The 10,000-nt window shown below is 45.6% G+C and carries 12 protein-coding genes; 8 read left to right on the top strand and 4 right to left on the bottom strand.

The genetic code is table 11. The annotated features are described in order from the left end of the window. The coding region (locus LDL40_RS05390; RefSeq protein ID WP_300994147.1) for a gamma-glutamyltransferase at positions 1–810 on the bottom strand (810 nt) is incomplete at its 3' end. An 84-nt stretch (positions 811–894) separates the two neighbouring features. After that, positions 895–1,293, bottom strand: a complete 399-nt coding sequence (locus LDL40_RS05385; RefSeq protein ID WP_300994146.1) for a thioesterase family protein — start codon at positions 1,291–1,293, stop codon at positions 895–897. 17 nt (positions 1,294–1,310) lie between these two features. Here LDL40_RS05385 and LDL40_RS05380 point away from each other — a divergent pair, with 17 nt between their 5' ends. Next, entirely contained in the window at positions 1,311–2,012 is a 702-nt protein-coding gene (locus tag LDL40_RS05380; RefSeq protein WP_300994145.1) for a 2OG-Fe(II) oxygenase, read from the top strand. Positions 2,013–2,052: 40 nt separating this feature from the next. Here the strand turns inward: LDL40_RS05380 and LDL40_RS05375 are convergent, their stop codons facing one another. Beyond that, the gene (locus tag LDL40_RS05375; protein ID WP_300994144.1) at positions 2,053–2,529 is read right to left on the bottom strand and encodes a GNAT family N-acetyltransferase; all 477 of its coding nucleotides are present in this window, start codon (positions 2,527–2,529) and stop codon (positions 2,053–2,055) included. A gap of 166 nt (positions 2,530–2,695) precedes the next feature. On the opposite strand from LDL40_RS05375, the gene LDL40_RS05370 reads away from it, so the two are divergent. Then, on the top strand, positions 2,696–4,504 hold the full coding sequence (locus tag LDL40_RS05370) for an EAL domain-containing protein (RefSeq protein WP_300994143.1): 1,809 nt from the start codon (positions 2,696–2,698) through the stop codon (positions 4,502–4,504). Here LDL40_RS05370 and LDL40_RS05365 read toward each other — a convergent pair. Continuing rightward, positions 4,476–5,393: a 1-aminocyclopropane-1-carboxylate deaminase/D-cysteine desulfhydrase gene (locus LDL40_RS05365; protein ID WP_300994142.1), complete on the bottom strand. Its 918-nt coding sequence runs from the start codon at positions 5,391–5,393 to the stop codon at positions 4,476–4,478. The genes LDL40_RS05370 and LDL40_RS05365 overlap by 29 nt on opposite strands. A 104-nt stretch (positions 5,394–5,497) precedes the next feature. Between LDL40_RS05365 and LDL40_RS05360 the strand changes: the two genes are divergently transcribed. The 6 genes from LDL40_RS05360 to LDL40_RS05335 form a co-directional block, all read left to right on the top strand. Next, the gene (locus LDL40_RS05360; protein ID WP_300994141.1) at positions 5,498–6,460 is read left to right on the top strand and encodes a hypothetical protein; all 963 of its coding nucleotides are present in this window, start codon (positions 5,498–5,500) and stop codon (positions 6,458–6,460) included. Next, a complete protein-coding gene (locus LDL40_RS05355; protein ID WP_300994140.1) occupies positions 6,444–7,058 on the top strand; it encodes a PilN domain-containing protein in 615 nt (204 codons plus the stop codon). The genes LDL40_RS05360 and LDL40_RS05355 overlap by 17 nt, the downstream gene beginning before the upstream one ends. After that, complete coding sequence (locus tag LDL40_RS05350; protein ID WP_300994139.1) at positions 7,055–7,705, top strand: hypothetical protein; 651 nt, start codon at positions 7,055–7,057, stop codon at positions 7,703–7,705. Before LDL40_RS05355 ends, LDL40_RS05350 begins: the two co-directional genes overlap by 4 nt. Then, positions 7,683–8,015, top strand: coding sequence for a hypothetical protein (locus LDL40_RS05345; protein ID WP_300994138.1), 333 nt, complete (start codon positions 7,683–7,685; stop codon positions 8,013–8,015). Before LDL40_RS05350 ends, LDL40_RS05345 begins: the two co-directional genes overlap by 23 nt. Further along, positions 8,012–9,703, top strand: coding sequence for a pilus (MSHA type) biogenesis protein MshL (gene mshL / locus LDL40_RS05340; protein ID WP_300994137.1), 1,692 nt, complete (start codon positions 8,012–8,014; stop codon positions 9,701–9,703). Before LDL40_RS05345 ends, mshL begins: the two co-directional genes overlap by 4 nt. Before the next feature lie 2 nt (positions 9,704–9,705). Then, positions 9,706–10,000 (top strand): AAA family ATPase (locus LDL40_RS05335; protein ID WP_300994136.1); only part of this gene is annotated, 295 nt, incomplete at its 3' end.

Raw genomic sequence — 10,000 nt, 5'->3', positions numbered from 1 at the left:
CGATACAGGTTCTACCCAGTCCGATTTGTGACTGGCAAAATCTTCATAGCGCAGGTAGCCACCGTTGGCTTTCATAAAGCCATCGATACTTTTGGCAATATCACCTTTGTAAAAGGCATCTCGACCGCCTGTCGCTATAGCTTTATAAGTGGCAGCTAAATCCGGGTTTTTAAACATCTCGCCTTTGGCCGGCGCTTTACCATTGATAGTAAAAGTACCGACAAAATCACCAGGCTGGTCTTTTAACTTGGGCACAGATCTGTCCCAGTAATACGCTATCAGTTCACTGACAGGGAAACCTTGTTCAGCATAACTAATGGCAGGCTGCAAAATTTGTGTCATAGGCAATTTGCCAAACTTCTGGTGCATTTCAAACCAACCGTCTACAGCACCAGGTACGCTAATGGGCAACATGCCATAAGGCGGCAAATCTTCACGGCCAAGCTTTTTCAGCTCTTTCGCTAATTGCTTGTAGCTTAAACCTTTAGGCGAACGGCCAGAGGCATTTAAGCCATAGATTTTATTGGTTTTACCGTCCCAGATAATGGCATACAAATCGCCACCTATACCATTCCCTGTGGGTTCCATTAAACCTAAAGCTGCATTAGCAGCTATAGCAGCGTCTACCGCTGTGCCGCCTTGTTTCATAATGTCCAGGGCAATTTGGGTGGCTAATGGCTGACTAGTGGCGGCCATCGCGTGAGGTGCTATGACTTCAGAGCGGCTGGCAAAATCAGCACCGGTAATACGGTCGTACGCCATCAGTTGTGGCGATATAGCAATCAGGCTGCAGAGCAGAAGTTTTTTCATTGTGGTTAGTTCTCTCAAATACAGGAGCATTCAAACTAATCAGCCAAAGGCCAAATTGCCAGTGCCACGCGACCAACTCCCAGATTAGCTGGCTGAAAGCAGATGTTGGCTTAAGGCTGCTTTTTGTTCTGCGCTTAGCAACTTTTTTTGTTTGGCAATAAAGTCATAGTGCACCAATACAGCTGTACCTTCAGCACAACACTGGCCGTTTTGCCAAGCTTGCTGCAGCACTTCAAAGGAGCTATTGCCCACCTTACTGATACCAGTGCGTAATTCAACAGGACGGCCATAAAACAGCTCTGCTTTAAATTGCACACTGATGCTGGCCAGTATTAACCGCCACTGTTTGGTATCAAGATCAGGTGTAAATAATTTGAAAATAGGATCCCTTGCCCCTTCAAACCACATCGTCAGCACTGTATTGTTGATATGACCCAGAGCATCCGTTTCATTAAAACGCGGCTGAATGATTTCTTTAAACATAACAATACCCTGAAACTATGAATGATTTTATTGAAGTGTACGATGATGTCTTACCACAAGACTTTTGTCAGCAACTGATACTGATGTTTGAGCAAAGCTCACACAAAGTAGCGGGCCGCACCGGCGGTGGTGTCGATCCTAGTAAAAAGCTAAGCACCGATCTCTACCTGAACCAGTATCAGGACTACCAGGCAGCCTTACATCAAATCACTAAATACACCACCAGTTACGTGGCCGAGTATTTTAAAAAGTATCACTTTGCACTGATCGGGCCTGTTAGTATGACGGTCGCTCACCCGACGGAGCAACGCATGGTGTCTATTACTGCACAGAACTACCAACAATTGGGCGCTCCTCAGGCCGATAACTTTATGCGCACTTTGTACAGGCTTGGTCCTATCCAGATGCAAAAGTACCAGCAAGGCAGAGGTAATTATGGTTATTGGCATTCTGAGGTTTACCCACAACTGCCCAATAACGAGCCTTTGCACCGCACCTTGTTGTTCATGTTTTACTTAAACGATGTGGCAGAAGGCGGCCAGACTGAGTTCTATTATCAGAATAAGGCTATTGAACCCAAAGCAGGACGAATGGTGATAGCTCCCGCATACTTTACTCATACCCACAGAGGTTGCGTGCCAATATCGAATGACAAATATATCCTGACCAGCTGGGTGCTGTTTAATCGTGCAGAGCAGTTATATGGTACTGACGCTTAGTTCTGCACCCTGAGAAAAAACAGGGCACAGGACTATGCTTCTAAACAGTTTCTGTATGCAAAGGCGTGGCTGGACGCACCATTTCCAAATGCGGAATGTCGTCTTCCAGATAAGATTCGCTGCAGGCCACAAAGCCAAAAGATTCATAAAAACGTTGCAGGTAACATTGGGCTGATATACGGATCTCCATATCAGGCCAACAACTGCTGGCGACAGCCAGAGCTTTATCGACCAGCCCCCTGCCCAAAGCCAGCCGGCGTGCTGTTTGAGATACACAAATACGGCCTAAAGCCGGGCTGTTTTCATAACTGACCCCGGGTGCTAACACCCGGGCATAAGCCAGGATTTTGTCACCCTTTTTCAGCAGAATATGCCGGGTTTGCGGATGTAAGTCTTTATTATCCAATTCAGGGTAAGGGCAGTTTTGTTCAACCACAAATACATCCACCCTTAATTGCAGCATGGCGTAAACAGTATACGAATCCAACTGACTAAAGCCTGCAACTTGCCATTCCATCTTGTTGTCCTGTTTTCTTTCTAATGATTTGACTTCACTATACCAAAGTCATGGTCTTTTTGTCTGGTACCTGGCTTGAGTGCTGAATAGCAACAAAAAAATCTGCATAAAAGCTAAATTTGACTCACACTTAAAGCATTCGTTGCCTCAGGCAAAAGGAGTTGTGATGTGGTTAAGTCAGATAGTGCAGAAAAAACGTCAATGGCAACTTGTGTTGAGCGTTCTGGTGGTTGTGCTGGTCAATATCAGTTTTTACGGCATTGGGCAGTTACAACTGCAGCATCATCAGCGGCAATGGCAACAATGGCTGCAACTGCAGCCTCTGGTGCAACAATCCTGGTTAATCAGCGAGCAAGGTCAGTTCAGACTTCTGGATAGCCCTCCAGCCAAGGCGGCTGACTTCATCGCTTTGGACGGTTCGAATCCGGTTCTGCATTTGTCACCAGAATTGGCGCAAAGCTGGACTATGCAATATTACGTCCTGCTTAATCTGCCTTTTGCCCTCTGGTTGGGCTGGCTATTTTGGATCCACTCTTACCAGCGGCAATTTAAGCAAGAGTTGCAGCAACTTGAGTTACAAATTCAGCTATTGCTTAGTCATCTGGAGTTACCTTTCCATGCCGGTACTAACCCTGCGACTCAACTACAAAGGGTGCTGCTCAAGCTACAAAACTGGCAAAAACGTGATAGTGAAATCCGTCAATTGGTGCGGGTACAAGGCCTGGTCGATCATGAGCTTGCTATAGGCAACAGAGTGTTTTTTGAAAGTCGCCTTAATCACTATCTGACAGAAAGCACAGAAGTGGCCAGCGGTGCAGTATTTTTAGTGCAGTTATCACATCCTGAACCTGCACTCTCTGTTTTGGTTAAATTACAACGTTTAAGAGGTTGTGTTGAGCTTATTGCCGAACTGGTTTCAGCCTGGCCTGACGCAGTGCTGGCGCGACTGGCTGACAATGATCTGGTGTTATTAGTGCCTGGTCTCAGTGGAAAAGAGGCTGAGCAGTTAGGGGACCGGATGGCCCATGTATTGAGTCAGGCGAATTTCTTTGAAGACTGTCAGGATTTTGATCTGATCCACATAGGTTTTGTGTTGTATCAGCAAGGACAAAGTTCCTATCAACTGATGGCCGAAGCTGATATGGCATTAAAAACCGCGCAGTTACAGGGGCCAAATGCGGCTTATGGTTTTAATGATCCGCAAAAGCCTAAAATTAAAGGCTCGGTCTGGTGGCGGACTGAATTGCATAATGCACTGAAAGAAAATCGTTTTATGCTGAGTTTCCAGCCGGTTTTTTCCTGGCAAGACAATGATGTGCTGCAGCATGAAGTGCTGGTGCGGCTTGCCAGCAGTGATGGCGATAAATTGGCGGCCGCACTGTTTTTACCTATGGCTGCGAACTGTGGTTTAGTCAGTGCTATTGACCAGTATGTGCTGCTCAAAGTGGCCAGACTGAGTGAAACTGAGGCATTGGAGTATTGCCGTTGCAGCGTGAACTTAAATACCCAGTCTTTGTTGGATGATGCCTGGTGGCATTGGTTGCAACAACAGCTGAGCCTTGGCGCCATTGTCGCCAAACATTTGGCTCTTGAGTTTCATGAACACCATTTAATCAAACAATACAAAAGTCTGAAACCAAAGCTGCTGCAACTACAGCAGTGGGGCTTTGAACTGATCGTAGATCATGTAGGTTTAAGTTTAGATGCCACGCCCTATACAGATGAATTACCTGTGCGTATGTTAAAAATTCACCCAGCAGTAATACGGGGGATCGATCAACAGCTGGAACAGCAACTTTTTATCCGGGGTTTACTGGCATCTTGTATTGGCAAAGATATTAAAGTGATAGCAACAGGTGTAGAACAGGATCAGGAATGGCAATGTCTGAAAAAACTGGGGGTGACTGGGGCTCAGGGGTACTACTTTAGTCAGCCGCTGGCGAGGCTTATCGCTCAAAACCAGCTGTCGGAATAAGGCCCCGGTAAGCGAGTCCTTTGAGGGCTTGCAGACCTCCGGTGTGATAAAAGCTCAGGCGGCTGCCTTGAGGAATATCACCTCTTCTGATTAGTTCAAACACTGAATACAAAGCTTTACCTGTATAAATAGGCTCTAACTCTAAGCCCTGCCCGGCGAAAGACTGACAAAACTGCCAGAGTTTCTGGTCAAAGCGGCCATAAGCCGGCTGGTGCAATGCCTGCACTAATCTCCAATTTGATCTCTGCGACGACGCTGGTAACAAGGCGTTGATTTTGTCTGGCAGTTGTTGATCTTTTACTACTGCAATACCTATAACAGCTGTATTCGCTGCGCCCTGGATTAAACCGGCTATAGTGCCGCCGCTGCCAACAGCGCAAAGGAGCATAGAGGCGGGGCCATTGGGTGTATGGCGCAAATCAAGTTCACTTACCCCTCTGACTGCCGCTTCACAAGTACCGCCTTCAGGAATAATCAGGTAGCCAGGATACTCACGACTTAACTGTTGTATGCTGTCCTGAAGATGGCGTCGTTGATAAAAACTGCGGCTAACAGGGAGCAGTTGCATGCCATATGACTGACACATGGCTAAAGTAGGATTGCCTTTGTCAGCTTCTTCACCACGAACTATACCCAGGCTTTTCAGGTTATTTTCGGCAGCAGCTGCCGCAGTCGCCAGTAGATGATTAGAAAAGGCACCGCCAAAAGTTAACAAGCCCTGATATTTTTGTTGCAGCGCCAGCTCCAGCTGGTATTTTAGTTTCAGTAACTTGTTGCCGGATATATCGGGGTTGTCGGAGGGCGTATAACGCACCCAGAGTTCGGTCTGATGCTGCGACAGAAGAGGATGTGAAACCTTTTGCCAGTGTGGTGCTGTATTTATTTTCATAATAAATTGTAAATTTGGAACGAATTTTTTATCATTTTTATCGTTTTCATGCTAATTTGGCGTTACAATACTATAAGAAAGAACAGTAGGCAGTATTTTCCCTTATGTTAACAAAGCTATTGGCGCATCTTAAATTCACTAAAAAACCTGGCACTTCCTTCGCCGGGTTTCATTTGTCGGCCAATAGTCTAAAGCTTGTCGTGGTCGGTCAGCAATCCGAAACCGCACAAAAGGTCGAGCAGGTCTTCCATGAGCAATTCAGTTCACTGGTGCAACTATCAGCCGCATTTAAAAGCCTGGCGGCAAAAATACCTGCTGAGTGTCAATGCACTTTAGTTATACCACCTGAACGTTATATGGTTTTGCAGATCGATAAACCTGCTGTGCCGGATGAAGAAATATCGCTGGCTTTACCCTGGACTATTAAAGACTTAGTCACCTTGCCTGATGATGATATGGTGCTGGACTATCTGGATTTGCCTTTACAGAATCAAATGCAGGGCGTCAAAGTGAATGTCGTTGTCAGTTCCAAAAGCTGGTTGGCGGATATAGTTGCCTTGTTCGTACAAAATAAACTGAATTTAGTTGGGATCCAGCCGGAAGAATGGTTGGCCAGAAATTTATTACCTGTTAAAGAACAAGCCATGATGCTGGTGTCGCACCAGCCGGGACAGGATTTGGCGGTACAAATCATGCAGCAGGGCCATTTGTGTTTCTCCAGACGCCTGCGGGGATTTAATCGTCTGGACCAGTTCAGTGTGGACGAATTACAGCAAGGTGTGTTTGATAATTTATTGCTGGAGCTGCAAAGGTCTATTGATTACTTCGAAGGTCAGTTGAAACAGGCTCCTGTCCGGGAAATTGCATTGCTTTTAGCCAACTCGAATCAGGCTGACATAGTGCAATTGTTTATACAGAATGGTTTTTCTCAGGTATTTGCTGTATCCGCCAAAGACATCAGAGTGCAGATATCAGCCGAACAGTTTGGTCAGTATTGGCTGGCGTTGGCTGGCGCTATTGAACCTCTTTGTGCACAAATGGAGGTAAACCTTGAAGCTGCGGGTTAATCTCTATGTGACGGCCTTACAGCCGGTTAAAGAAAAAATCAGTTTAAAGCTGTTAGTCAGCAGTACCTTAGGCCTTTGTGCTGTTCTGTTGTTGGCAGGTTTTGTTTTGACTATGCACACTGAATCAAAACAAAAACAACTTGCAGCTTTGCAACAGCAAGTCAAAACACAAACTCAGGAATTAGCCCAGTTACAACAGACTCTCGGTAACCGCCAACCTGCACCTGAACTGGTAAAGCAGCGCACTGAGCTGAACCAGATCATTGCGCAGAAACAAAAGTTGCTGCTATTTGTACAAAATGAACAACGTAAGACTTCAGTGCAATATTCTCCGGTATTTCAGTATCTTGCGAACATAGACCCAGATGGTTTCTGGCTGAGTAGCTTTAGTTTAAATGCAACATCTAGCCAGTTTAGTGGTTATGTCACTCAGGCTGAATTGTTACCTAAATGGCTGAGTCGTTTAAGTGATACGGCATTTTTTAAAGGGCATAGTTTTTCTCAGTTTGAAATAAAGCAAACGGATAAAACTGAAGCACTGGTGTTTAAGGTTACTTCTTCCTCGCCGACAGAGGGTGTGGCGGAGGCTAAACCATGAGCGCCTGGCAACAGTTGTCTGAACGTTTTAAGGCACTCAAACAACGGGAAAAATACAGTGCATTGATAGGTAGCCTGTTGGTCTGTCTGTGGTTGTTTATGTTTCAATCTTTGATCCCTGCTTTTGAAAATCTGAGAAAAGTGGAGCAACAAATTCTCGGTGCCAGCAACACTTTGCAGCAACAACAGGCAACTTTAGTCTCTTTGCAGCAACAAGCTGGAGTGGATATTGATGGCAATTTTCGAAAAGAGCTGGACATGTTGCGTAGCCAGGAACAGCAGTTGCAGCAACAAATTTCAAAGCTGACCAGTTATTTTATCGGCTCTGAGCGTATGGCGCTGGTGTTACAGGACGTACTTAAAAGCAGTAATAAAGTTAAAATGAAGTCTGTGCTTGCCAAACCTCCTGTGCCTTTAACCTTTGCAGAACAAGGTACCGACAATAAAGCTGTGATTTACCAGCATTCAACTGTAGTGGTCTTAACGGGAGACTATTTTTCCTTAGCTGAGGTGTTAACCCGGCTGGATGCGTTGTCCTGGTCATTAGGCTGGCAAAGTATTGACTACAAAGTGACAGAATATCCAGATGCAGAGCTGACCCTGCATTTACTGACAGTGAGTGACAATGAAAGTTATATTAAGCTGTAGCCTGTGTTTGATTCTTAGCTGTGCGGCGCAGTCGGCATCGGACCCGACCAGGCCTGATGCTGCCATGATCGAAGCTGCAGCTCTGTCTGAAGTAGATACTGAAGTGACAGAACCCAATGTTAAATTCAGGCTGGGTTTGATCAAACAAGTGCAGGGAGAGCATATGGCTTTGATTAACGGCGTATCCGTGAAACAAGGCGATGAAATTGAAGGCTATCAGGTCCTGAGTATCAATCGTCAACAAGTGGTGCTACAGAGAGCAAATGAACGTTTAACCTTAAATTTGTTTAAAGCGATGAAAACTCAATGAATTATTTTAACAAAAACTACTTCACGTTAGCTTTCATCAGCTTAGGTTTAGCTGCTTGTCAGGGGATGCAGGAGACTAAGATTCCTGCACAGGCCAAAGCTGCCCTGGCTGAACAACAAAGCCAGCAACAACCGGCCACATTGGCCGTGCCAGATAGTGTGACTCAGGATTTGTTAGCCCTGACCAGCCCTATGCAACAGGCACAGCTGATCCAACAGCGCTTTAATGTGGCTGCTGCGAATGTCGATGTCGCGGACTTTTTCACTTCTTTGGTTGCAGACACTGAGTACAGTGTTGCTATTCATCCTGCGGTTACAGGACAAATAACGCTGGATTTAAAACAGGTTACGTTAAACGAGGCTTTTGCCGTTATTGAGCAGTTGTATGGTTATCATATACAGCAACAAGGCTCTATTTATAAAATTATGCCAGGTGGCTTACGTACTGAAACCATTCCGGTGAATTATTTGCTGATGCAACGTTCCGGCAGCTCTTCAATTTCTGTCACAGCAGGTGGCATTTCCTCGTCTCAGGGCAATAGCAGCAACTCCAACAATAACGGCCAGAATAGTGGTCAGAATAATAACCAGAATAACTCCAATCAGAATGGTACGAATCAGAACGGCCAAAACAGCCAAAATGGCCAAGGTAACGGTAGTTCAGTACATAGCAGCAGTGAAACTGATTTCTGGAAAGATTTAAAAGAAGCAATCACCGGCGTGATGGGCTCGGGTCCTGACAGGGCTGTGGTTGTCAGTCCGCAGGCGGGCTTAGTCACAGTGCGGGGCTTACCGGCTGAAATAGAAGCCGTAAGAGCCTATTTAGGCCAAACGGAAGCCAGCTTACAACGTCAGGTCATACTGGAGGTGAAAATCATTGAGGTCACTCTGAATGATGATTATCAGCAAGGTATTAACTGGAGCAAAATAGCAGGCACTATTGGATCAACGGACATCAGTTTCAGCAATAACAGCTTTAATCTTGGCAACAATATTACCGCTCAAATCGGTGGTTTAGGCAGTATAGGTTTTGAAGGCGATGACTTTAGCGGCGTTATTAATCTGCTGGAAACTCAAGGCAACGCTCAGGTGCTGTCTAGCCCCCGTGTCACGGCTATTAATAACCAGAAAGCAGTGATCAAAGTAGGTTCAGACGAATATTATGTCACTGGTGTCAACAGTAGCTCTAACCTGACAGATACAACGGGTACTGGAACAGGCATTACCAGAGATGTGCCTATTCCGGAGCTGGAACCATTTTTTTCCGGTATAGCTTTGGATGTCACGCCACAGATTAATGTGGATGGTGACGTGATTTTACATGTGCATCCGTCTGTGTCAGAGACCAATGAATTGAGCAAGTCCATTAACCTGGGAGGCACCAGTTCCTATACTTTGCCTTCAGCTCAAACCAATATCCGTGAGTCCGATACCATTATCAAAGCCCGTAATGGAGAAATTGTGGTGATTGGTGGCTTAATGCAATCCACCATCAGCGACAACGAATCCAAAGTACCGGTGCTGGGTTCCGTACCTTTATTTGGAAAACTCTTTACCAGCATCAGCAAAGTCGAGCGGAAAAAAGAGCTGATTATTTTGATCAAACCTACGGTATCGTCCAGCGGAGCCATGCAGCAACAGCTGAAGCAATCTGCCGATTTGATCGACCAATGGTATCCGAAGAACTGATTATGTTGTATTTACGCCACTTTGGTTTACAGCAAAGCCCTTTTAGTCTGACACCAAACACGGCGTTTTATGTGAATTTGCCTCAGCACCATGAAGCCATGCAAGTGCTGACCACTGCCTTAAATGTCGGTGAAGGTTTTATTAAAGTGACAGGCGAAGTGGGTACAGGCAAAACAATGTTGTGCCGTAAGTTGATGAATGAAGCGCCGGATGACTGGAAAATTGCCTATATTCCGGATCCGTATTTATCGCCATTGGAATTACGTTGGGCTTTTGCTACTGAACTCGGTCTGAAAC

Origin of the sequence: Rheinheimera sp. (genome assembly GCF_020217005.1) — a bacterium.
GTDB lineage: Bacteria > Pseudomonadota > Gammaproteobacteria > Enterobacterales > Alteromonadaceae > Pararheinheimera.
Note: the sequence above shows the minus strand (reverse complement) of the source record. Positions and strands in the feature narration are given on the sequence as shown.

What these genes read in the sequence shown, in the direction of transcription:
- LDL40_RS05385 (WP_300994146.1), bottom strand. Translation starts at nt 1,293, where the DNA reads ATGTTTAAAGAAATCATTCAGCCGCGTTTTAATGAAACGGATGCTCTG.
- LDL40_RS05380 (WP_300994145.1), top strand. Translation starts at nt 1,311, where the DNA reads ATGAATGATTTTATTGAAGTGTACGATGATGTCTTACCACAAGACTTT.
- LDL40_RS05375 (WP_300994144.1), bottom strand. Translation starts at nt 2,529, where the DNA reads ATGGAATGGCAAGTTGCAGGCTTTAGTCAGTTGGATTCGTATACTGTT.
- LDL40_RS05370 (WP_300994143.1), top strand. Translation starts at nt 2,696, where the DNA reads ATGTGGTTAAGTCAGATAGTGCAGAAAAAACGTCAATGGCAACTTGTG.
- LDL40_RS05365 (WP_300994142.1), bottom strand. Translation starts at nt 5,393, where the DNA reads ATGAAAATAAATACAGCACCACACTGGCAAAAGGTTTCACATCCTCTT.
- LDL40_RS05360 (WP_300994141.1), top strand. Translation starts at nt 5,498, where the DNA reads ATGTTAACAAAGCTATTGGCGCATCTTAAATTCACTAAAAAACCTGGC.
- LDL40_RS05350 (WP_300994139.1), top strand. Translation starts at nt 7,055, where the DNA reads ATGAGCGCCTGGCAACAGTTGTCTGAACGTTTTAAGGCACTCAAACAA.
- LDL40_RS05345 (WP_300994138.1), top strand. Translation starts at nt 7,683, where the DNA reads ATGAAAGTTATATTAAGCTGTAGCCTGTGTTTGATTCTTAGCTGTGCG.
- mshL (WP_300994137.1), top strand. Translation starts at nt 8,012, where the DNA reads ATGAATTATTTTAACAAAAACTACTTCACGTTAGCTTTCATCAGCTTA.